This window comes from Xanthomonas chitinilytica (assembly GCF_026107455.2).
Taxonomy (GTDB): Bacteria; Pseudomonadota; Gammaproteobacteria; order Xanthomonadales; family Xanthomonadaceae; genus Stenotrophomonas; species Stenotrophomonas chitinilytica.
Window position 1 is genome coordinate 239,591 of sequence record NZ_JAPCHY010000005.1, and the last position, 22,031, is coordinate 261,621.

At 66.4% G+C, this 22,031-nt stretch carries 22 protein-coding genes; 16 read left to right on the forward strand and 6 right to left on the reverse strand.

Features of this window, described 5'->3' with window-relative positions; translation table 11 throughout:
- Positions 1 to 83 precede the first annotated feature (83 nt).
- The 5 genes from OK345_RS08655 (at position 84) to OK345_RS08675 (ending at position 3,335) form a co-directional block, all read left to right on the forward strand.
- Complete coding sequence (locus OK345_RS08655) at positions 84 to 212, forward strand: GIY-YIG nuclease family protein (protein ID WP_265127533.1); 129 nt, start codon at positions 84 to 86, stop codon at positions 210 to 212.
- Between the two features lie 536 nt (positions 213 to 748).
- Entirely contained in the window at positions 749 to 1,900 is a 1,152-nt protein-coding gene (locus OK345_RS08660) for a hypothetical protein (protein ID WP_265127534.1), read from the forward strand.
- Between the two features lie 250 nt (positions 1,901 to 2,150).
- Positions 2,151 to 2,399 carry a hypothetical protein gene (locus OK345_RS08665; RefSeq protein WP_250061083.1) on the forward strand — a complete coding sequence of 83 codons (249 nt, stop codon included), beginning with the start codon at positions 2,151 to 2,153 and terminating at the stop codon, positions 2,397 to 2,399.
- A gap of 11 nt (positions 2,400 to 2,410) precedes the next feature.
- Positions 2,411 to 2,677 carry a hypothetical protein gene (locus OK345_RS08670; protein ID WP_265127535.1) on the forward strand — a complete coding sequence of 89 codons (267 nt, stop codon included), beginning with the start codon at positions 2,411 to 2,413 and terminating at the stop codon, positions 2,675 to 2,677.
- A 79-nt stretch (positions 2,678 to 2,756) separates the two neighbouring features.
- Positions 2,757 to 3,335 (forward strand): type 4 pilus major pilin, encoded by a 579-nt coding sequence (locus tag OK345_RS08675; RefSeq protein WP_265127536.1) that lies wholly within the window; start codon positions 2,757 to 2,759, stop codon positions 3,333 to 3,335.
- Positions 3,336 to 3,411: 76 nt separating this feature from the next.
- Here OK345_RS08675 and OK345_RS08680 read toward each other — a convergent pair whose 3' ends face one another.
- The 4 genes from OK345_RS08680 to OK345_RS08695 all read right to left on the reverse strand — a co-directional run bounded on the left by OK345_RS08680 (position 3,412) and on the right by OK345_RS08695 (position 6,967).
- On the reverse strand, positions 3,412 to 3,690 hold the full coding sequence (locus tag OK345_RS08680; protein ID WP_265127537.1) for a hypothetical protein: 279 nt from the start codon (positions 3,688 to 3,690) through the stop codon (positions 3,412 to 3,414).
- A 3-nt stretch (positions 3,691 to 3,693) separates the two neighbouring features.
- Positions 3,694 to 4,185, reverse strand: a complete 492-nt coding sequence (locus OK345_RS08685; protein ID WP_265127538.1) for a hypothetical protein — start codon at positions 4,183 to 4,185, stop codon at positions 3,694 to 3,696.
- Between the two features lie 134 nt (positions 4,186 to 4,319).
- Positions 4,320 to 5,003: a hypothetical protein gene (locus OK345_RS08690; protein WP_265127539.1), complete on the reverse strand. Its 684-nt coding sequence runs from the start codon at positions 5,001 to 5,003 to the stop codon at positions 4,320 to 4,322.
- A 533-nt stretch (positions 5,004 to 5,536) separates the two neighbouring features.
- Entirely contained in the window at positions 5,537 to 6,967 is a 1,431-nt protein-coding gene (locus tag OK345_RS08695) for a diguanylate cyclase (RefSeq protein WP_265127540.1), read from the reverse strand.
- Positions 6,968 to 7,121: 154 nt separating this feature from the next.
- Between OK345_RS08695 and OK345_RS08700 the strand changes: the two genes are divergently transcribed.
- Positions 7,122 to 8,105 carry a cation diffusion facilitator family transporter gene (locus OK345_RS08700; protein ID WP_265127541.1) on the forward strand — a complete coding sequence of 328 codons (984 nt, stop codon included), beginning with the start codon at positions 7,122 to 7,124 and terminating at the stop codon, positions 8,103 to 8,105.
- 268 nt (positions 8,106 to 8,373) lie between these two features.
- Here the strand turns inward: OK345_RS08700 and OK345_RS08705 are convergent, their stop codons facing one another.
- Positions 8,374 to 10,437 (reverse strand): 3-hydroxyacyl-CoA dehydrogenase NAD-binding domain-containing protein, encoded by a 2,064-nt coding sequence (locus OK345_RS08705; protein WP_265127542.1) that lies wholly within the window; start codon positions 10,435 to 10,437, stop codon positions 8,374 to 8,376.
- A 235-nt stretch (positions 10,438 to 10,672) separates the two neighbouring features.
- On the opposite strand from OK345_RS08705, the gene rpoE reads away from it, so the two are divergent.
- The 9 genes from rpoE to recO all read left to right on the forward strand — a co-directional run bounded on the left by rpoE (position 10,673) and on the right by recO (position 19,582).
- Positions 10,673 to 11,293 (forward strand): RNA polymerase sigma factor RpoE, encoded by a 621-nt coding sequence (gene rpoE, locus OK345_RS08710; RefSeq protein ID WP_265127543.1) that lies wholly within the window; start codon positions 10,673 to 10,675, stop codon positions 11,291 to 11,293.
- Positions 11,290 to 12,180 (forward strand): sigma-E factor negative regulatory protein, encoded by an 891-nt coding sequence (locus OK345_RS08715; RefSeq protein ID WP_265127544.1) that lies wholly within the window; start codon positions 11,290 to 11,292, stop codon positions 12,178 to 12,180. The genes rpoE and OK345_RS08715 overlap by 4 nt, the downstream gene beginning before the upstream one ends.
- Before the next feature lie 121 nt (positions 12,181 to 12,301).
- Positions 12,302 to 13,828, forward strand: coding sequence for a DegQ family serine endoprotease (locus OK345_RS08720; protein WP_265127545.1), 1,527 nt, complete (start codon positions 12,302 to 12,304; stop codon positions 13,826 to 13,828).
- Between the two features lie 245 nt (positions 13,829 to 14,073).
- Positions 14,074 to 15,867, forward strand: coding sequence for a translation elongation factor 4 (gene lepA, locus OK345_RS08725; protein ID WP_265127546.1), 1,794 nt, complete (start codon positions 14,074 to 14,076; stop codon positions 15,865 to 15,867).
- Positions 15,868 to 15,950: 83 nt separating this feature from the next.
- A complete protein-coding gene (gene lepB / locus OK345_RS08730) occupies positions 15,951 to 16,751 on the forward strand; it encodes a signal peptidase I (protein WP_265127547.1) in 801 nt (266 codons plus the stop codon).
- A 27-nt stretch (positions 16,752 to 16,778) separates the two neighbouring features.
- Positions 16,779 to 17,159: a DUF4845 domain-containing protein gene (locus tag OK345_RS08735; protein WP_265127548.1), complete on the forward strand. Its 381-nt coding sequence runs from the start codon at positions 16,779 to 16,781 to the stop codon at positions 17,157 to 17,159.
- Positions 17,149 to 17,826 carry a ribonuclease III gene (gene rnc / locus OK345_RS08740; RefSeq protein WP_265127549.1) on the forward strand — a complete coding sequence of 226 codons (678 nt, stop codon included), beginning with the start codon at positions 17,149 to 17,151 and terminating at the stop codon, positions 17,824 to 17,826. The genes OK345_RS08735 and rnc overlap by 11 nt, the downstream gene beginning before the upstream one ends.
- A complete protein-coding gene (gene era / locus OK345_RS08745) occupies positions 17,823 to 18,719 on the forward strand; it encodes a GTPase Era (RefSeq protein WP_265127550.1) in 897 nt (298 codons plus the stop codon). The genes rnc and era overlap by 4 nt, the downstream gene beginning before the upstream one ends.
- Positions 18,720 to 18,856: 137 nt before the next feature.
- Positions 18,857 to 19,582 (forward strand): DNA repair protein RecO, encoded by a 726-nt coding sequence (gene recO, locus OK345_RS08750; protein ID WP_265127551.1) that lies wholly within the window; start codon positions 18,857 to 18,859, stop codon positions 19,580 to 19,582.
- A gap of 20 nt (positions 19,583 to 19,602) precedes the next feature.
- Here the strand turns inward: recO and OK345_RS08755 are convergent, their stop codons facing one another.
- Positions 19,603 to 20,316: an Hpt domain-containing response regulator gene (locus OK345_RS08755; protein ID WP_265127552.1), complete on the reverse strand. Its 714-nt coding sequence runs from the start codon at positions 20,314 to 20,316 to the stop codon at positions 19,603 to 19,605.
- A gap of 126 nt (positions 20,317 to 20,442) precedes the next feature.
- On the opposite strand from OK345_RS08755, the gene rlmD reads away from it, so the two are divergent.
- Positions 20,443 to 21,777 carry a 23S rRNA (uracil(1939)-C(5))-methyltransferase RlmD gene (gene rlmD, locus OK345_RS08760; protein ID WP_265127553.1) on the forward strand — a complete coding sequence of 445 codons (1,335 nt, stop codon included), beginning with the start codon at positions 20,443 to 20,445 and terminating at the stop codon, positions 21,775 to 21,777.
- The last annotated feature ends 254 nt before the right edge of the window (positions 21,778 to 22,031 follow it).

The window sequence follows — 22,031 nt, forward strand, 5'->3', positions numbered from 1 at the left end:
GAGGGCGAACCGCACAAGCTCGGTAGGGCTTTCAGGTGGAGTACGCCTGCCGAACGCCAGACCGGGAAGCCGTGGAGCAGGCCATGCATGTCGCCTTCGGGCCGACGAGGCTGAGCCACAAGCGGGAGTTCTTCCAGCTCTCGGTGGAGCAGGCGATCGCGGTGCTGTCGTTGCACCACGAGGAAGGCGTGCCAGCTGCTGTCGACTCGTAACGGTTCCGGGCTGCGCTGGTGCCCTTGAAGGCCCTGAAACCCTTCGGATAAGGTTGGCGTGACATGCTGACGGGGGGGGGGAGATGCTGATCTATGCCAGTAGGTTGATGTTGGAGCCCGAGGATGGGCCTATGGCGATCATTCGGCAGCTGGCTAAATGGATCAGCCAGCGAAGCCAGGGGTATATCGACAATGATCGCTTGGCCGAGGGCATACGCGAGCTCCGGATCAAGGATGGAAGTACGCTGACATCGAGAGCTACGGCGAGCCTCCAATCGGGTGTCGTCTACCCGTACTTGTTTAGTTCGGAACTCAAGCACCGAGACAGTGTGGTATCTGGCCGAAGCTGGACCACAGAAGTTGGGTTGCGACAGGAATCGTCCGGCAGCCCAATTGAGTGTACGGTTCTGCTAAAAACAGACGAAATAAGCGCCAGGGTCACGGCACCCATTCAAGTCACGCGGCCACGAATCGTTGAGCTAATTCTTGAGAGCTGTAAACCAGTGAGCTCGACGCCTGGTCTTTCGCTCAAGAGCTTGGACGAAGACAGCGCCAAGGCATTCCTCTACCAAATTGAGCGCGAGGATCGAGCTCCGCTGGTGCTCTTGAGCTGCTCGCGCAATGGGAGCTGCCTCGTAGATCCAGGCCGTCTTCGGTCAGTTCTAGTGGGCCTTGCCGATGTTGTTGTAATACCTGCAGGTGCTGACACCTATGCCATCGAGTCACAGGTCGGACGAAAGTACAGTGCGTTCGGTGGTGCAGTAAACATCATTTTCCCCATGCGCCAAGGGCGGGCGGACCGCTTCTGCGAAACCGTGCTGCTAAGGCCAGAAGCGCTCGAGGGCCTCATTGAGGCCGGCAGTAGCGTGGAGTCCGAGGTCCTTGCGGCGATCACCCATCGGACGAATCTTCCAGCGTCATGGAGAAGGATCTCGCTGGACAAGGTAGGGCAGGCCATTCTTCAAGGAAAGATGGCTGCGTTGCTTGCGCAAGCCAACGCGAGCGGGGACGCGGAAGCCATTTCCGAGTACGTCGAACTCCTCAAGGCGGCTGACGATGAGCTAAGGGGCAAGGAAGCTGAACTGGTCCAGGCGCGCGCCGATATTGAGGAGCGGGACGAGGAGAACCGTGATCTCAGGGCCAACATCTACGGTTTGAAGCAGATGTTGGGCGGCATGCAGCCTGATGATGGTGACGAGGATGTTCTGGAAGTTCTTGGGCCGCTGCGTGAGAAGGTCGTAAGCGCGATATGTGCCACCCCTTCGCTGTATGAGGTTGTGGAGTTGATGGCGGTGCTGTATCCGGACCGCCTTGTCTTCCTGGATACCTGCCTTGCATCAGCCAAGGAGTCTGATCGGGGCGGTTTTCGTCTCGGCCAGAAGGCCTTTGAGTTACTGAATGCCTTGGCCACGGGCTACTGGCAGGCCTTGTCGGAAGGGAAGGGCGATCAGCAGGCAAAGGCGGCTTTCGGACATAACGCGTTTGCGGCCAACGAGGCGGAAACTCTCAGCAAGGAAGGGAAGCGCCTCCGTACGTTTGCCTACCGAGGGCGGGACATCGTCATGGAGAAGCACCTCAAGCATGGCGTAAAGGACAGCAAAGCCGAGACGCTTCGCATTCACTTCGAATGGCTAGCAGACGAGCGGAAGCTGGTGGTAGGACATTGCGGGAAGCACCTAAACTTCTGAATAGGAAAACCCTTACATAGGCCGCCATTCGTCCCCTATGGCACCGCCCGCCCGCTGCGCGCACTCTATCCATGCCGCCTGCGTTGCCAGATCGGGGTAACACCATCGACACGATGTCTGGGGTGCCGTGAAGCTCGCCGTCCATGAGGATAGGGCGGCGCTACTGACGCGTTGCGACACCTCCGCCCAACGTTGACGAACGCCAACATTCTGCTACTCGTGGTTACATCACAACCATGAGCACCACAGCATGCGGAAGCAGGGCGAAAACACCGGCAAGATCATGCCGGACAAAGAACCGATCAAGAAGGCGCGCGTTGTGGGAACGCGCATCAGTGGCGCCCAGGCCGAGAAGCTTGAGCCCTTGGCCAACGCCAGCAACATGACAGAGTCCACCTACATCCGGCATGTCATCCAGCGCGCCATCGACGAGGGCTGGGTTTTCAAGCTCGAGATGACGGCTGTTGCCACTGCGGCGCCGAAGCCGCGCGGCCCCTGAGTGGAGGGGACATGCGCGAAACTGGAGCCAACTATGGGCGGCTGGCACCCGACCAGCACCTCACGATCAAGGACAAGCCGGTATCCGCTCGCGTGAGCGGTGAGCAAGCCGAGCAAATCGAATTCCTGGCTGACGCAAGCAACATGACCATGTCGACCTACCTGCGGCTGATCTTGCAGAAGGCCATCGACGAACAGTGGGTCTATCAGCCATTGGGGAATGCAGAAACTGCGAACGAAAGCAGCAAAAAAGCGCAGCTTCAGCGCATGGGGCGTTGACTGCGTTCATGTTCTGTCTAGGTTGAAGCCATGGCCCTGGGTAAGGGCTGCTCGCAAAACCTACTCAGAGACCTATTCCATGAAAAACTTCAAACAAGCCCGCAATCAGGGCGGTTTCTCGCTGATCGAGTTGCTGCTCGTGCTGGCCATCATCGCCGCGCTGGCCGTTGCAGCGTTCATCGTGTACCCGCGCGTCCAGGCTGGCCGTAACGCCACCTACGAAAGCCAGGTTCTTTCCTCGGCCCAGGCCGGTATCAAGGCGCTGTTCACTACGAACAACTATGCAAACGTCAGCAAGGCCGCTGCCTACAATGCTGAGATCTTCCCGGCCAACATGAATATTTCGGCTACCTCCATCCAGAATCAGTGGGCTGGCGAAGTGAATGTTCAGCCTTCCGATGCTGCTGGCGCTACTGTGTCCACCCCGATCGCTCGCTATTTCAAGATCACCTACCCCAATGTGCCGGCTGATGTGTGCATCCGTTTGGCGGGTGCTGCGGTTCAGAACTTTGGGACGGTGCTGGTGGGTGGCGCTACGCCAGTGAAGGTCCAAGACCTTTACAGCTCTGGATCGAATGCGTTGCGGCTGAATGAGTCGCTGATCGCCACGAACTGCAAGCAGGACGGCGGTGCGACTCTGGTGTTGGTCTCCAACTGATCCAAGGGGTTTCACTGCATAACGACCAACGGCGCCCTGTGGCGCCGTTGGTCTTCTTCGTTTCCGCTTCTTGCGTTTACGCATCGCAGTCCTCCTTCTGTTTATCACAGTGTGTTTCAGCCCGTTTCTTGGCGAGCTGATCCGTTTCAAGGTCGTAGCGGGCGAGGGGGTGCACTTCCTTGTGCACGATGTGGAGGATCTTTTCCCAGTCAGCCACCCCATGCCGTTCGATAGCGTTCTCGGTCTTTTGCAGCACCAGAGTGGCAATCCGGATGCGAGCTCCAATGCTGGCGTCGGTCAGCGGATGGCGATCGAGGTAGGCCATCAAGCAGTACGCTTTCAGAAAGTCCTTCATGGCTCACCACCAGCTCGTGTAGTAGACGAACTTGCCGGCGGCCAATTCGGCACGGGCGATGGCAATGAACTCCAGATCGTCTGCCTGCTCGGAGCCGTCGCTCTCACCAAAGAAGAAGCCGGTCGTCTTGGGGAGGCGGCCCTGGCGCACGGTGTGCTCCAGGTCATCCAGATCCTGGACAGCCAAGGGCACCCGCTCTTCCTTGTTGAACATTCGGGGCTTCTTGTGCCATCGCATGCTCTTCCAACGACGCTCCATCCAGCCATGCAGGTCAGGATGCTTGCGCCAGCGGTAGAGCAGGGTGCTGCCAGGGAGAATGAAGTCGCTGTCCAGAAGCGCCGCACCGTGGTCGGGGACGCCCGTAAACTCAAACTGGCCAACAATGAATTGCGGCAGCTCCTTCCCGCCCTCAGGCGCCCGATAGTTGAGAACATCGCGCGGCTTGGCAAACATCTCCGAGCGATCGAGAGAAAACGCATACATATCCAGACCCATTGGCTATCTCCTGTTGGTTGGGAGACGCTATGGTCTTGCCTGATACGCGGCCGACTGGGTTGCAGCGTTACCACCTAGAGCCCGGGGGCGGGGCATAGACCGAGGGGCAGAGAGGGTGCCCCCCTAAATTCCTATTACAGCAGGGGTGGCGGGTCTGGGATGGGTGGGGCGTCTGCCACCTGGTCGAGGGCAGCACGCTGGACGGCGCTTTCGATGTAGCGGTTGCCGGCAATGTAGCGGTTGACCCACAGGGCACGCTCATCCGGATCGAGCCAGGGCTGCATAAGCGCTTCCTCGGCCGTCCACTCCATGACATCCAATTCGGCCACGTCGGCCTGATCTAGGGCCACGACGGGCATATCATCGACGGAACCCAGTACCTGCCCATGGGCCACCAGCCAGAGCAGTTTCTGTCGGAGACGACGGCCATAGTCCTGGACTTCGGTGGCGCCTGCCGCTTCGAACTTCTGAGCAATCACCTGGGCGGCTTCTTTCAGGCGCCACGCCGCATCCCATTCCAGGAGCTTGCCCCGCTCGGCCATGAGGGACTTGCGTGGCCCCAGCTCAAACGGGCTCTCGGGCGGCTCATCTTTTCGCCGGGCGCGTCCCTCAAACACATCCAACGCCAAGTACAGGTCAGCCAGTGCCGCCTTGAACTTCTGCGTCAGTGGAAGCTTGTGCAAACGCTGACGTAGCTCGGCCGCTGAGATCACCATCGTCACGCCGTGTTTGGCGCGCGGGTAGAGCTCGTTGAACAACTTCACCGCTTGGGCGCGGCCTTCGTCGTAATACGCTTCGCGATTAGTGTGCGTCGTCATGGTCCAAGCATGCCAGCGAGGATGCCCAGCGACCACCAAGCCAGCCCAGAACCAATGGGCCACAGATGGACCATGGCAACTGGTGTGATCCAGGTTCAGTAACAATATCGCTAAAAATGAGCACTTTCAGTGCGGCGGGAGCAGTAATCCAATTGTTGCTTCATCAGCGGGGTGTGTTCGGGTTGGCTTGAAGTGCCTTTATGCATCTGGAGATAGACAGGAAAGGGGGACGGTGGTGTTGGCCGGTCGCATTGGAATGGACGGCGCGCGGCGCCGGACGGGCGATGCATGGACCGGATCGTCGGAATCCAGGGCGATCGGCCGATGCTGGGTGGCCATCGATTGTATGTGATCGCCGGCGGCGGGGATGCCCGGGATTTCCGCGGGACCGGATTGATCGGCAATCCAGTCGTCTCCGCCCGGCAGGCGCGGTCGGAGCCGCTTCCCGCCACAGGAATGCTTCCGTGCGGCCGGGCTGGCGCATGACGGGAGCGGTGTGCGTGGCGGAACCGCCGCGCCCGCGGGATACCGGCTCAGTCGCGCGTCGACAACTGTTGCCCGGGGGCTGGCGGGGTGTCGGCGCTGGCCAGCACCACGCGGTTGCGGCCCTGCTTCTTGGCCTGGTACATGGCCGCGTCGGCACGGGCCATCAGGCGCTCGTAGTCCGGGTGGCCGTCATGCAGGGCCAAGCCGATGCTGGCGGTTATCGGCAGCGTGCGGCCTTCGGCCAGTGCGATCGGCGATTGGGCGATGCGCCGGCACAGGTCGTTGGCGATCAAGGATGCCTGCGATTCGTTCACCGAGACCAGGATCACGACGAATTCCTCGCCGCCATAGCGGAACAGGTAGTCGCTGCCGCGGGTGCACTGCGACAGGATCGTGGCTACGTGCTGCAGCGCGCGGTCGCCGCCTTCGTGGCTGTGCTCGTCGTTGATCGCCTTGAAGTGGTCCAGGTCCAGCAGCAGCACGGCGAAGGCGTTGCCGCTCTTGCTGGACAGTTCGATCTCCCGCCGCAGCACGGTGGCGAGGAAGCGGCGGTTGAGCAGGCTGGTCAGCGCGTCGCGGCCGGCGTCCAGGTCGCCTACGCGCTCGAACAGCATGCCCAGCAGGTTGCGCACCTGGGCCAAGTGGCTGCGCACCGACTGCAGCGCGGCGAAGCGGGCCGCGCCATCCGGCGCCGCAGACACCGACTGCATCAGCTCGCTGTCGATCCGCTCGATCAGTTCGCCGATGCCGCGGGTCTCGCTGCTCTCGCCGAAGCTGGGAATGCCCTTGTGGGTGAACCACAGGCCGAAGTCCGACTTGGCCAGCGTTTGTCCGGGTTCGGGCGCGCCTTGCGCGGCCATCGCATAGAGCAGGCTGTTCTCCCAATCCAGCAGCAACGCGCGTTGGCGCTCGCGCTCGGTGCCGACGTTCTGCATCAGCGAGAACAGCCGGTAGGCGGCATCGGTGCGCGAGGAGCGCTCGCGCGACGAGGCGTAGGCCTGGGTCATGCCCTCCAGCGCGATGTCGATGGAGGCGCTGAGGCAGGCGATGGCGGCGAATGCCACTGCGGGCGACGGGGCGTGCTCGGTGATGCGTTGGAACAATTGCTGCTTGAGTACGCGGGCGCCGCGGGTAACCAGGTCCACCGGGATGCCGACGCGCGCGTGCACGTCGCCGATCACGCGTTGCGAGGCGATCAGCTGTTCCACCTGCTCCGGGGCGGCGTGCAGCAACTGGTTCAGCCAGCGCTGCATGGCGGGCTTGAGCCGGTTGCGCACCTGCTCATGGGACAGGAAGCGGGTGGCGCGCGGGTCGTCCAGCATCACCCCGTAGAAATGGTCGGCAAGGTCGGCCGGGCACTGGGCGGCGACGGCGTGCAGCGTCCGCAGCGCCTCGGAGCCGGTGCTCTCGAGTGTCGCCACCCATGCCTCGGCCAGGGGGCGGGTGGTGTCGTCGAGGGCGCTGTCGGGGGGGGGCATGGCGGAACCAGGCAGGTCAGGAGGGAATACGATCTTGAACCCGAGGTTATCGACGCGTGTGCGGACAACTGCAGTTTCGATCGGCCGGAGACGGTCATTGTAATAGTCTCCGCCTGCCCGCTTGCCTAAGCTCGCCCCCGTCACAGGAGCTGCGATGAGCCACGATCACAATCATCTTCCGGCGCAGATCCGGCACGAAAAGCCCTTGTGGTGGGCGCTGGGCCTGACTGCGCTGTTCCTGCTGGTCGAGGTCGCCGGCGCATTCTGGACCAACAGCCTGGCGCTGCTGTCCGACGCCGCGCACATGGCCACCGACACGCTGGCGCTGACCATCGCCCTGGTCGCGGTACGGTTGAGCCGGCGTCCGCCCGACGCGCGCCGCACCTATGGCTACGCGCGGCTGGAAGCGCTGGGCGCGGTGGCCAATGGTGGCCTGCTGTTCGTGGTTGCCATCTACATCCTGTGGGAGGCCGCGGCCCGCTTCCGGCAACCGCAGGACATCGCCTCCACCGGGATGCTGGTGGTGGCGGTGTTCGGCCTGGTCGTCAACCTGGTGGCGATGCGGCTGCTGGCCGCCGGCAGCGGCGAGAGCCTGAACATCAAGGGTGCCTACCTGGAGGTCTGGAGCGACATGCTCGGCTCGGTGGCGGTGATCGTCGGTGCGCTGGTGATCCGCTGGACCGGCTGGAAGCTGGTCGATCCGATCCTGGCGGTGCTGATCGGCCTGTGGGTGCTGCCGCGTACCTGGGTGCTGCTGCGCGAGGCGCTGAACGTGCTGCTGGAAGGCGTGCCGAAGGGGGTGGTGCTGGCCGACGTCGAGCAGGCAATGCGCCGGCACGAAGGCGTTGCCGGTGTGCATGACCTGCACGTCTGGGCGTTGGCGTCCAGTACGCCCGCGCTGACCGCGCACGTGGTGATGAAGGACGGGCAGGAACCGGACGCGCTGCGCCGGCAACTGGCCGACCTGCTGCATGAGCGCTTCGGGATCGATCATGTGACGCTGCAGGTGGAAGTGGACCACTGCGGCGACGACTGTGCGGAGCTGAAGCCGCAGGCCGATCACGATCACGACCATGATCACGGGCATGGCCACGCCCGTCCGGATCGGCAGGGACACCACGGGCACGTGCATCGCTGAGCGGCCGGCGGCCGTTGTAGGAGCGACGTCAGTCGCGACTGCGGCAAGGCAATCCAGCACGCGATACCAAACGGATCTGCAGTTGCATGGAACACGCTGATGGGAGAATTGCCGCAGTCGCGACTGACGTCGCTCCTGCAGTGCCCCTGAAGCTGCGGCCATCCCGCTGTTCGATGTCGGGACAGTATCCGCCGGGATTTCATCCCAGCCTACGAAAAACGGAGCCATCGCGGCTCCGTTTTCCGTTCCATCGACAACTCGACTTCGGTCAGGCCACCGGTTCGCGCAGCACCGATGCATCCCAGCCGGGGCGCGGGGCGAAGCGGTCGCCGTAGCGCGCCTGCAGGGTCTTGAGCTTTTCCACCAGCGCATCGGCGCCGGCGGTGCGGATGTACTGGATCGGGCCGCCGCGGAACGGCGCGAAGCCGGTGCCGAAGATCACGCCGGCGTCGAGCAGGTCGGCATCGGCGACCACGCCGTCGTGCAGGCAGGCCACCGCCTCGTTGAGCAGCGGCAGGATCAGGCGCTCTTCCAGGTCGGCCGGGGCCTGGTAGTCCTTGGCCACGTCCGGCTTCACCGCCTTGCCGTTCTCCCACTTGTAGATGCCCTGGCCGTCCTTCTTGCCGCGCTTGCCGGCTTCGACCGACGCCAGCGCGGCGGGGATCTGCAGGCCCAGGAACGGCGCCAGCTCCTCGCCGACGCCGGCGGCCACGTCCAGGCCCACGGTGTCGAGCAGTTCGATCGGCCCCATCGGCATGCCGAACTTGACCGCGGCCTTGTCGATTACCGGGCCAGGGATGCCCTCGGCATAGGCGGTGGCCGCTTCCAGCATGTACGGGAACAGCACGCGGTTGACCAGGAAGCCCGGGGTGCCGGCCACCGGCACCGGGAACTTGCCCAGCGCCTTGCAGAACGCGGCCAGCCGCTGCTCGGTTTCCGGCGCCATGCCGTCGTGGTGGATGATCTCCACCAGCGGCATCTGCGCCACCGGGTTGAAGTAGTGCAGGCCGGCGAACTGCGCCGGGCGCTGGATGTGCCCGCGCAGTTCGGTCAGCGGAATCGACGAGGTGTTGGTGGTCAGCAGCGCGTCGGCCTTCATCTTCGGTTCCAGCGACTGGTACAACTCGCGCTTGGCTTCCGGGTTCTCGATGATCGCCTCGATCACCAGGTCGGCCTGGGCCACGCCGTCGCCGGCCAGGTCGGCCTTCAGCCGCGCCGCCACCGCCGGGCGCTTGCTCTCGTCCTTCACCTTCCTGGCGAACAGCGCCTGCGCGCGGGTCATGCCCGGGTCGATGAAGCGCTGCTCGCGGTCCTGCAGGGTCACGTCGAAGCCCTTGTAGGCCGCCCAGGCGGCGATATCGCCGCCCATCACGCCGGCGCCGACCACGTGCACGTGCCGGATGTTCGATTCCTTGCCGCCCAGGCCCTTGAGCCGTTCGGTCAGGAAGAAGATGCGGATCAGGTTGCGTGCGGTCGGCGTGCCGGCCAGCTTGACCACCGCGCGGCGCTCGGCGTCCAGTCGTGCCTGGACCGGTTTGCCGCCGCTGCGTTCCCAGGTGGAGATCAGCGCGTACGGTGCCGGGTAGTGCTCCTTCTTCGCCTTGCGCGCGACCTGCTTGGCCATCTGCGGGGCGAGGATCCTGCGCGCCAGCCAGGTGTTGGTGGCCCAGGCGGTGGCGCGCTGCTTGAACGGACGGGTGGTGCCCGACAGCGCCAGCGCAATCGCCGTATCGACCAGCACCGCCGGCGCGGCGACCTTGTCGACCAGGCCGATGCCGCGCGCGGCCGAGGCCGACAGCGTGCGCCCGGTCAGCATCAGGTCCATCGCCGCCGGCGCGCCGACCAGTTGCGGCAGGCGCGCGCTGCCGCCCCAGCCCGGGAAGATGCCCAGCTGGGTTTCCGGCAGGCCGATGCGGGTGGAGGCGTCGTTGGAAGCCACCCGGTAGCGGCAGGCCAGCGCCAGCTCGGTACCGCCGCCCAGGCAGTGGCCGTGGATCGCGGCCACGGTCGGGCAGGGCAGTTCGGCCAGCTTCTGGTAGACCGTCTGGCCGCGACGGATCGCATCGTTCACCGTGCCCTTGCGGTCGAATTCCTGGAACTCCTTCAGGTCGGCACCGGCGATGAAGCCGGCGGCCTTGGCGGAGCGGATCACCACGCCCTTGGGCGGGTCGATGGCGAGGCGCTCGACCAGGTCGCCCAGTTCCAGCAGCACGTCCTGCGACATTGCGTTGACCGGGCTGTCCTGCCGGTCGAGGCTGAGCACGACGACGCCGTCGTCGCGGATGTCCGCCTGCCAATGAGTGAATCGGAGCCCATCGAAGCCTGAAAGCATGGGACGTTCCATCCGGTTATGTATGGAGAAGGCCGCTATGATCCAGAGGTTGTTTCCCCGGCGTCAAATCCCAATGCTGGGGGATCGACTTCCGCTCCGTTCACGCCGGCTGGCAACAGACTAGCGGAACGTCGGTTAAAAGCCGGTGCGGCACCCTGCAGGGGCGCTGAACTTTTCCCGGGATTGGCGGTCTCATTGCCCGACGTCGGTTGGGCTGACAGGAGTGCGGCCCGTTATGGCCGAGGTTGAAACACCACAGGAGCTGGATCTGGAACTGGTCCGGCGCGTGCAGCGCGGCGACAGTGCGGCGTTCGATGTACTGGTGCGCAAGTACCAGCATCGCATCATCGCGTTGATCGGGCGCTACATCGCCGACTGGAGCGAATGTCAGGACGTGGCCCAGGACACTTTCGTGCGCGCCTACCGCGCCATCGGGAATTTCCGCGGCGACGCCCAGTTCTATACCTGGTTGCACCGGATAGCCGTGAATACCGCCAAAAACTACCTCGTAGCGCACAACCGCCGGCCACCGACCGACGACGTCGACATCGGCGACGCCGAACAGTTCGACAGCGGCACCCGCCTGCGCGATACCGATACCCCGGAGCGTGAGCTGATGCGGCAGGAACTGGAACGGACGGTGATGAAGGCGGTCGACGCGCTGCCGGAGGAACTGCGTTCGGCCATCACCCTGCGCGAGGTGGAGGGCCTGAGCTACGAGGAGATCGCGCAGAAGATGGGGTGCCCGATCGGGACCGTGCGTTCGCGGATCTTCCGCGCCCGCGAGGCCATCGATGCCGAACTGCGCCCCTTGCTGGATACCGACAGCGCCACCCGCGAACGAAACCGCGTATGACCCATACCATGCAGACACCGAATTCACAGGGGCCGTTGCCCGACAAGTTCGATACCCACTACCGCCAGCAGCTGTCGGCGCTGGTGGACGGCGAGCTGGCGGCCGACGAAGCCCGTTTCATGCTGCGCCGGCTCGGGCACGATGCCGAGCTTGCCGGCTGCCACGAGCGCTGGCAGTTGCTGGGCGACGTGCTGCGCGGGCAGGCCTGCGCGCCGGCCCCGGCAGGCTTCGGCGAACGCGTGCGGCTGGCGGTCGCGGCCGACGCCGGGCAGGACACCGCGCCGGAGCCGTCGCAGCGGCGCCGCCAGGGCTGGAAGCGCTGGGGCGGCGGTGCCGCGCTGGCCGCCTCGGTGGCGATGGTGGCCATGTTCATGACCCGCGAGCAGTTGCCCGAGGAGGTTCCGCCGCTGGTGATCGCTTCTTCGGCCGAGGTGCCGGCAGCACCGGCGCCGGTTCCATCTCCATCTCCATCTCAGGTGCTGGTGGCCGATGCGGGGCTGGTGGCCGCGGCCGTGCCGGCTGCGGCGGTCGCCGCGGCCAGCCGTCGCCAGGAAGCGTCGCGTCGCGGCAGCGCCACCCGCACCCAGCAGGCCGCGCGCAGCGTGGCGACGCGCCAGGCCGAGTCGCTGCCGGCCGTGGCCGTTGCCCAGCCACCGGTGCCGGCGACGCCGTTGTTGCCGGCGACGCGGAACGATCCGTTCGGTGACGTCGCCCACAGCCTGCCGGCACGGCCCTGGCCGCGCTCCAGCGTGGCGCCGTCGCTGTCGCAGGACACCTTCAATGCCAGCCTGTCGGGGCAGGAGTCGCCGACGACGTTCTATCCGTTCGAGCCGCGCCTGCCCGTGCAGGATCCACCGCCATCGCCCGAACGGCTGCCGGGGAACTGACCCGGCCGCCTTCCCGGCGGCGACCGCTGCCGGCCGGCTTGTGCTTCCGGCGCCGCACCGGGTGTGCGGCGCCGACCCTTCGCCCTTGTACCTTTCCTGACGAATCGGAGGCTCGCGTCTGATGACCCACCGTATCCACAAGCAGGTGTTCACCCTGCTGGCCATGACCCTGCCGCTGGTCGCCTGTGCACAGGACACCGCCACGGCGCCGACGACCGAACCGGCTGTCGCCGCCCGCGCGCCCGCGGCTGCGCCGGCACCGCAACTGGTCAGCGGCCTGCCGGACTTCACCCACCTGGTCGAGCAGGTCGGCCCGGGCGTGGTCAACATCGAGACCACCATCGTGCGCAACCGCCAGGCGCGCCGCGCCGCGCCGGACATGGACCAGATGCCGGAGTTCTTCCGCCGTTTCTTCGGTCCCGATTTCCCGATGCCGGGGCAGGGGCCCGATGGCGGCGAGGCGCCGAGCATCCGCGGTCGCGGCATGGGTTCGGGCTTCATCATTTCCGCCGACGGCTACGTGCTGACCAACCACCACGTGGTCGATGGCGCCGACACGGTGAAGGTCAAGCTCAGCGACCGCCGCGAGTTCACCGCCAAGGTGGTCGGCAGCGACCAGCAGTACGACGTGGCCCTGCTCAAGATCGAAGCCAACGGCCTGCCGACCGTGCGCGTGGGCGACTCCAGCACGCTCAAGCCGGGGCAGTGGGTGGTGGCGATCGGTTCGCCGTTCGGGCTCGATCACTCGGTCACCGCCGGCATCGTCAGCGCCACCGGACGCAGCAATCCGTACGCCGAGCAGCGCTACGTGCCGTTCATCCAGACTGACGTGGCGATCAACCAGGGCAATTCCGGCGGCCCGCTGCTGGATACCCGCGGCCAGGTGGTCGGCATCAACTCGCAGATCTTCTCCGCCTCCGGCGGCTACATGGGCATCAGCTTCGCGATCCCGATCGACCTGGCGATGAGCGCGGTCGAGCAGATCAAGAAGACCGGCCGGGTCAGCCGTGGCCAACTGGGCGTGATGGTCGGCGCGATCACCGCGGACGTGGCGCAGGGCTTCAAGCTGCCCGACAGCCGCGGTGCGCTGGTCAACCAGATGGTGGAGGGCAGCGCCGCGGCCAAGGCCGGGGTCGAGGTCGGCGACGTGATCCGTTCGGTCAACGGTACCGAGATCGCCGCCTCCAGCGACCTGCCGCCGCTGATCGGCGCGATGCCGCCGGGCAGCAAGGTCCGGCTGGGCATCCTGCGCGACGGCAAGCCGCGCGAGATCACCGCTACCCTGACCGAACTGGCCGAGGATGCTGAGCGGGCCGCCAACACGCCGGCCAGCGCCGAGCCGGGCAAGCCGGAAACCGGGGCCAACGCCCTGCTGGGCCTGGAGGTGGCCGACCTGACCGCCGCCGAGCGCCGGCAACTGGGACTGGAGGCCGGCGAGGGCGTGCGCATCACCCGGGTCAACGGCCAGGCCGCCCGCGACGCCCGGCTGTCGCCGGGCATGGTGATCCTGCAGGTCGGCCGCACCCCGGTCGGCAACGTCGCGGCGCTGAACAAGCAGCTGGCCGGCTACGCCAAGGGCGACGTGGTGATGCTGCTGGTGCGCAGCGGCGGCAACAGTGCCTTCGTGGCGGTGAAGGCCGGCGGCTGAGTTTCCCGTCTCCGCGCAGCTTCCGCGGAGCCCCGGGGCACGGCTCGCCCGTGTCCCGGGGGCTTTTGGGCACCAGCGACAGGAAAGAAGAGGCGGCGAGGGCGGGCGACGGCCGTTCAGCCGGCTGCCATGCTCCGTCGCGCTGGGCCATGGCGGCCATTGACGGATTCTGCCGGCGGCCATGCGATAATGCCGCGTTATCCTGACGACGCGCCGCGCCGCCGCCACCTATGTCCTCTGATTCGATGCGGAACATCCGCAACTTCTCCATCATCGCCCATGTCGACCACGGCAAGTCCACCCTGGCCGACCGCATCATCCAGCTGTGTGGCGGATTGACCGCGCGCGAGATGGAAGCGCAGGTGCTCGACAACAACCCGATCGAGCGCGAGCGCGGCATCACCATCAAGTCGCAGTCGGTGTCGGTGCCGTACACCGCCCGCAACGGCGAGACCTACCACCTCAACTTCATCGATACCCCCGGCCACGTCGACTTCTCCTACGAGGTCAGCCGTTCGCTGGCGGCCTGCGAAGGCGCATTGCTGGTGGTCGACGCCGCCCAGGGCGTGGAGGCGCAATCGGTTGCCAACTGCTACACGGCGATCGAGCAGGGCCTGGAAGTGGTGCCGGTGCTGAACAAGATCGACCTGCCCACCGCCGACATCGAGCGCGCCAAGGCCGAGATCGAGGCCGTGATCGGCATCGACGCCAGCGAGGCGGTGGCGGTCAGCGCCAAGACCGGCTTGAACATCGAGGAAGTGCTGGAGGCGATCGTGCATCGCATCCCGGCGCCGGCGGACCGCGGCAGCGACAAGCTGCAGGCGCTGATCATCGATTCCTGGTTCGACAACTACCTGGGCGTGGTCTCGCTGGTGCGGGTGATGCAGGGCGAGATCAAGGCCGGCGACAAGATCCTGGTGATGTCCACCGGCCGCTGGCACCAGGTCGACAAGGTCGGCGTGTTCACCCCCAAGCGCAAGGAAATGCCGAGCCTGCGGGCCGGTGAGGTGGGCTGGATCAACGCCAGCATCAAGGACGTCCACGGCGCTCCGGTGGGCGATACGCTGACCCTGCTGGCCGATCCGGCGAGCGAACCGCTGCCGGGCTTCCAGGAAATGCAGCCGCGCGTGTTCGCCGGCCTGTTCCCGGTCGATGCCGAGGACTACCCGGACCTGCGCGAGGCGCTGGACAAGCTGCGCCTGAACGATGCGGCGCTGCGCTTCGAGCCGGAAAGCTCCGAGGCGATGGGCTTCGGCTTCCGCTGCGGCTTCCTCGGCATGCTGCACATGGAGATCGTGCAGGAGCGGCTGGAGCGCGAGTACGACCTCAACCTGATCAGCACCGCGCCGACGGTGGTGTACGAGGTGCTGAAGACCGATGGCAGCGTCATTTCGATGGACAACCCGTCGAAGTTGCCGCCGCTGAACAACGTCGAGGAAATCCGCGAGCCGATCATCCGCGCCAACATCCTCACCCCGCCGGACTACGTGGGCAACGTGATCACCCTGTGCGAGGAAAAGCGCGGCACCCAGATCGGCATCAACTACATGGGCAGTCAGGTGCAGATCAGCTACGAGCTGCCGATGGCCGAGGTGGTGCTGGATTTCTTCGACAAGCTCAAGTCGGTGTCGCGCGGCTACGCCTCGCTGGACTACCACTTCCTGCGCTTCGACGCCGGTCCGTTCGTGCGCGTGGACACGCTGATCAACGGCGACAAGGTCGACGCGCTGAGCATCATCGTCCACCGCAGCCACGCCGACCGCCGCGGCCGCGAACTGTGCGAGAAGATGAAGGACCTGATCCCGCGGCAGATGTTCGACGTGGCGATCCAGGCCGCGATCGGCTCGCAGATCATCTCCCGCTCCACGGTCAAGGCGATGCGCAAGAACGTGCTGGCCAAATGCTATGGTGGCGACGTTTCGCGCAAGAAGAAGCTTCTGGAAAAGCAGAAGGAAGGCAAGAAGCGCATGAAGCAGGTGGGCCGCGTGGAGATCCCGCAGGAAGCCTTCCTGGCCGTGCTGCAGATGGACAACAAGTAAGGCCGTACCCGGCGAGGCGGCAGGCGCTGCGGCGTCCCGTTTCTCCGGTCCTGCGGCCTTGTTCCCGTTGCAAAGGATGACGAATGAAATGGTTTGAAATCGCCCTGGTCGTGCTGACGCTGGCTTCCGGCATCATCGTGCTGCTGGACAAGCTGTTCCTGGCCAAGCGCCGCGCCGCCCGTGCCGGCCTGCTGGACAGCGAGCCGGTGCTGGTCGACTACTCGCGCGCGTTCTTCCCGGTGCTGGCGGTGGTGCTGGTGCTGCGCAGCTTCGTCGCCGAGCCGTACAAGATCCCGTCCAGCTCGATGATGCCGAACCTGCTGATCGGCGATTTCATCCTGGTCAACAAGTTCGCCTACGGCCTGCGCCTGCCGGTCACCAACACCAAGTTCGTGCCGCTGGGCGAGCCCAAGCGCGGCGACGTGGTGGTGTTCAAGCCGCCGCACGCCCCCGACCAGAACTGGATCAAGCGCGTGGTGGGCCTGCCGGGCGACCGCATCGGCTTCCACGGCGATACCCTGTTCATCAACGACCAGCCGGTGGCCTACGAGGTCCGCGGCGAGTACGTGGGCAAGGGCCGTGGCGCGGAAATGACCGGCTCGACCCTGCTTACCGAGGAGCTGCCGGGGCGCAGCCATACCGTGCTGGAGTGGGTGGACCGGGCCAACCCGGCCGGGCAGGGCGACTGGGTGGTGCCGCAGGGACAGTATTTCGTCATGGGCGACAATCGCGATAATAGCGAGGACAGTCGTTTCTGGACCCGGACGCACTTCCTGCCCGAGGAGAACCTGCGGGGCAAGGCGTTCCTGATCTGGCTCAACTGTGAAGGCTGGTTCTGCAAGGGGAGTTTCGATCCGTCGCGGATCGGGACAGGTATTCAATGATCGCAATGCGTGTCTGGGGATAACGCTATGAATCGCAACAAGCAACGCGGCATGACGCTGACGTCGTTTCTGGTGGTGCTGATCGTGGTGGCGTTCGCGCTCTACGTCGGCATGAAACTGCTGCCGATGTACCAGGAGTACTACTCGGTGCGCACCGCGCTGAAGGGCCTGGCCAACGAGCCGGGCACCGCCGACATGGACCCGTCCAAGGTGCAGGACCTGTTCTTCCGGCGCATGGACATCAACTATTCCGACCACGTCAAGCCGGAGAACGTGAAGTTCGAGCGCATCGACGGCGGCTGGCGGATGAAGGTGAACTACGAAGTGCGCCGCGAGCTGATCGGCAACCTCGACGTGGTCGGCAAGTTCGACACCACCCAGGACCTGAAACGGCGCGGTGGCGAGTAAGACGTTCCAGCGGGGTGACCTGATCGGCCACCCGTTCCGCGATCCGGGCCTGCTTGCGCAGGCCCTGACGCACCGCAGTGCCGGCGCTCCGCACAACGAGCGCCTGGAATTCCTCGGCGACAGCATCGTCAACATGCTGGTGGCCGAAGCGCTGTACCTGCGTTGGCCCAAGGCCGACGAGGGCGCGCTGACCCGCGCCCGCGCCGAACTGGTGCGCGAGGCCGCGCTGGCGGTGATCGCCCGCACCCTGCAACTGGGCGAGCGCCTCACCCTGGGGCCGGGCGAGATGAAGTCCGGCGGCCATCGCCGCGATTCGATCCTGGCCGATGCGGTCGAGGCCGTGGTCGCGGCGATCTACCTGGATGCCGGTTTCGAGGCCTGCCGCGCGGTGGTGCTGCCGTGGTTCGAGGCCTCGCTGGCGGCGCTGCCGGCCGGCAAGCCGGGCAAGGACCCCAAGACCCGCCTGCAGGAATGGCTGCAGGCACGGCAGAAGCTCCTGCCGGTCTATGAACTGGTGTCGGAGACCGGTGACGACCATGCCAAGCATTTCCGGGTACGCTGCTGCGTAGCCGATCCGGCCGTGACCACCGAGGGCGAAGGCTCCTCGCGGCGGCTGGCCGAACAACAGGCGGCCGCGGCTGCCATCGAGCGACTGGATTCCAAGTGAACGAAGCATCCCCCCATCGTTGCGGCAGCGTTGCCGTCATCGGCCGGCCCAACGTCGGCAAGTCCACCCTGACCAACGCCCTGGTGGGGGCCAAGATCAGCATCGTCTCCAACCGGCCGCAGACCACCCGCCACCGCCTGCTGGGCATCGCCACCTTCCCCGAAGGACAACTGGTGCTGGTGGACACGCCCGGGCTGCACCGCCAGCAGAAGCGGGCGATGAACCGGGTGATGAACCGTGCCGCGCGCGGATCGCTGGAAGGCGTGGACGCGGGCCTGCTGGTGATCGAGGCCGGGCGCTGGGACGAGGAGGACACCCTTGCCTTCAACGTGCTGCGCGATGCCGGCATCCCGGTGGTGCTGGTGGTCAACAAGGTCGACCGGCTGAAGGACAAGGCGGCGCTGCTGCCGTTCCTGCAGCAGGTCACCGACGGCCGCGATTTCGCCGCGGTGCACCCGATTTCCGCGCTCAAGCGCAACGGCCTGGATCAGCTGGTACGCGACCTGCTCACGCTGGTGCCGGAGGCGCCGCCGATGTTCGGCGAGGACGAGATCACCGACCGCAGCCAGCGCTTCCTGGCCGGCGAGCTGGTCCGCGAACAGCTGATGCGCCAGCTTGGCGAGGAACTTCCATACGCCACCACGGTGGAGATCGAGCGTTTCGCCGAGGACGGCGCGCTGCTGCGCATCGGCGCGGTGATCTGGGTCGAGCGCGAGGGCCAGAAGGCCATCGTGATCGGCAAGGGCGGCGCGCGGCTGAAGGAGATCGGCGCCAAGTCGCGGCTGCAGATGGAACGGCTGTTCGGCGCCAAGGTGTTCCTGGAAACCTGGGTACGCGTGCGCGAAGGCTGGTCCGACGACGAGGCCGCACTCAAGGCGTTCGGTTACGAGTGAAGCGGAGCAGGAGCGTACCGTAGAGCCGTAGAGCCGAGCTTGCTCGGCTGAGGCATGCATCGATGATGCTCCAGCCGAGCAAGCTCGGCTCTACGGGGCGAAAACCGGAAGAACCGGAGCGGAATCCTTCCTCCCCCATGCGTATCGAGCACGAACCGGCCTTCGTCCTGCATGCCCGCCCCTGGCGCGAGACCAGCCTGCTGGTCGAGGTGCTGAGCGAGCAGCATGGCCGCCTGGGCCTGCTCGCGCGGGGCGTGCACAGTCCGCGCAGGCAACCGCTGCGGGCGGCGCTGCAGCCGTTGCAATGGATCCGCTTCAGCGCCGTGCAGCGCGGCGAACTGGCGCAGCTGCGCACCGCCGAGGCGGTGGACGCGGCGCCGCGGCTGGGCGGCGATGCGATGCTGGCCGGGTTCTACATCAACGAACTGCTGCTGCGGCTCGCCCCGCGCCATGACCCGCTGCCGGAGCTGTACGACGCCTATGGACGGGTGCGTGGCCGGCTCGCGGCCGCCGAGCCGCTGGCGTGGAGCCTGCGCCGCTTCGAACGCGACCTGCTGGAAGCCATCGGCTTCGGCTTCGATCTGCAGCATGCCGCCGATGGCCTGCCGATCGATCCGGCGGCGCGCTACCAGCTGGACCCGCAGGAAGGGCCGCGCCGGCTGCTGAGCGATCGTGGTGCAGGCGAACGCCGCGGCGCGGCGACCGGCGCCGCACTGCTGGCGCTGGCAGCCGACCGGATGCCGGCGGCCGCCGACCTGGCCAGCCTGCGACCGGCCATGCGAGCGGTGCTGGCGCACCATCTGGGTGGCCGCGGGCTCAAATCCTGGGAGATGCTGGAAGACCTGGCGCGCCGCCGCGGCTGATCGTGGCCGCGGCACGCAGCTCAGTGCAGCAGCGCGGCCACCGCGTCGCTGAACTGGCTCTGCGCCTGCGGCGACGCCGGGTCGCGGTGCAGCTGGCGCACCGCACGGCCGAGCCGGGTGGCACCGACGAAGCCGCAGCTGGCCTGCAGCCGGTGCAGCTGGCCGCGCAGCGCGGTCTCGTCGTGCTGCTGCAGCGCCGACACCACGGCGTCGCGGGTACCCGGCAACTCGGCCAGGAACAGCTCGCGCAGGGCGAGCAGATGCCCGCGCTGGCCGTTGAGCGCCGCCAGCGCGGCAGTTTCGTCCCAGTCGGTCACCCGGTTCTCGCTGGCGAGCGAACCGGCATCGCCGCCGCGGGCCAGGGTGCGACGCACGGCCTTGAGCAGCGATTCTGGCGTCAGCGGCTTGACCAGGGTCTCGCTGAAGCCGGCCGCCAACAGCTCGCCATGGGCGGCCACGCCGCCATCGGCGGTATGGGCCAGCGCGGGAATCCCCGGGTGCGAGCGGCGCAGCCGGCGCAGCAGGTCGGTACCGCTGCCGTCGGGCAGGTTGACGTCGATCAGCCACAGGTCGTGGTGGGTGGTGCCGGCGAGCTGCACGGCATCGGCCAGCGAACCGGCGGTGTCGACCCGGGCCGGCAACGACTCCAGCGTGGCCTGGAAAAAGCCCTGGCTGATGGGGTCGTCTTCCACCAGCATGAAACGGGGGGCGGGGTCCTGTCCGGAAATGTTCATCGTGCTGCCTCCATGTCAGCTGTCGGCGCATCTTAACCACGTAGCGCGCCGCTGCAAGCGGCCAGCGGCAGGCCACGGGGCGCATCTGCGACAATACGCCCCCTTTTGCCCGCAGCCGTTCGCCACGTGGCCCGATCCCGTTCCCGTTTAGACAAGACTCCGTTCCAGACCGACATCCTCGACCTCAGCCATGACGGCCGCGGCGTTGCCCGCCGCGACGGCGAGGGCGGCAAGGTCACCTTCGTCACCGGCGCGCTGCCCGGCGAGGTGGTGATGGCCGAGCCCACCGCCCGCAACCGCCACTTCGACGAGGCCCGCACCGTGCAGGTGCTGCAGGCCTCGCCGCAGCGGGTGGAGCCGCGCTGCCCGCATTTCGGCGTCTGTGCCGGCTGCGTGCTGCAGCACCTGGACGAATCGCAGCAGATCGTCGCCAAGCAGCGAGTGCTGATGGACAACCTGGAGCGGATCGGCCACGTCAGCCCGAAGGCGGTGCTGCCGCCGCTGGTGGGCGAGAGCTGGGGCTACCGCCGCAAGGGCCGCTTCTCGGTGCGGCGGGTGGAGAAGAAGGACAAGACCCTGGTCGGTTTCCGCGAACAGGATCCGCGCTTCGTCGCCGACCTGTCGCAATGCCTGACGGTGATCCCGCAGGTCGGGAACAAGGTGTCGGCGCTGTCGGAGTTCATCGAAGGGCTGGACGGCAAGCGCGACATCCCGCAGATCGAGTTCATCGGCGGCGACGACGCGGTGGTGCTGACCGTGCGCCACCTGCAGCCGCTGAGCGAGCGCGACCGACAGGCGTGGATCGGGTTCGGGCAGGAGCACGGCTTCGCCATCTTCCTGCAGCCCGGTGGCGTGGACAGCGTGCATCCGCTGTGGCCTGAGCAGGTGGCGCTGTCGTTCCGGCTGGCGCCATGGGACGTGGAGCTGGCGTTCCGGCCGCTGGACTTCATCCAGGTCAACGCCAAGCTCAACGAGAAAATGATCGCCCACGCGCTGGCGTTGCTGGGGGCCGGGCCGGACGAGCGCGTGCTCGACCTGTTCTGCGGACTGGGCAACTTCACCCTGCCGCTGGCGCGCACCGTGCGCGAGGTGGTGGGCGTGGAGGGCGACGCCGGGCTGGTGGCGCGGGCGAAGGAGAACGCGCAACGCAACGGCCTGGACAACGCGCAGTTCTTCGCCGCCGACCTGACCCAGGACCAGCGCGACACGCCGTGGATGCGGCAGGGTTTCGACAAGCTGCTGCTGGACCCGCCGCGCTCGGGCGCGATCGAGGTGCTGCAGCAGCTGCCGCTCAAGCGCTTCGGCCGCATCGTCTACGTCAGCTGCCACCCGGGCTCGCTGGCGCGTGATGCCGGTTATCTGGTCAATGAGCAGGGGTTTACCCTGGTCAGTGCGGGAGCGATGGACATGTTCCCGCACACCGCACACGTCGAGAGCATCGCGGTATTCGAACGCCGATGAGGCCGTGGGAAGCCGCGCGATGCGGGGAGGCATGGGCGCGTGGCGACGCGTTCATCCTCCCGGCGCGCCGGTGCGACGTGGGCGCGGACATGTTCGCGCACACCGCACACGTGGAGAGCATCGCGGTATTCGAGCGCCGATGAGGCCGTGGGAAGCCGCGCGATGCGGGGAGGCATGGGCGCGTGGCGACGCGTTCATCCTCCCGGCGCGCCGGTGCGACGTGGGCGCGGACATGTTCGCGCACACCGCACACG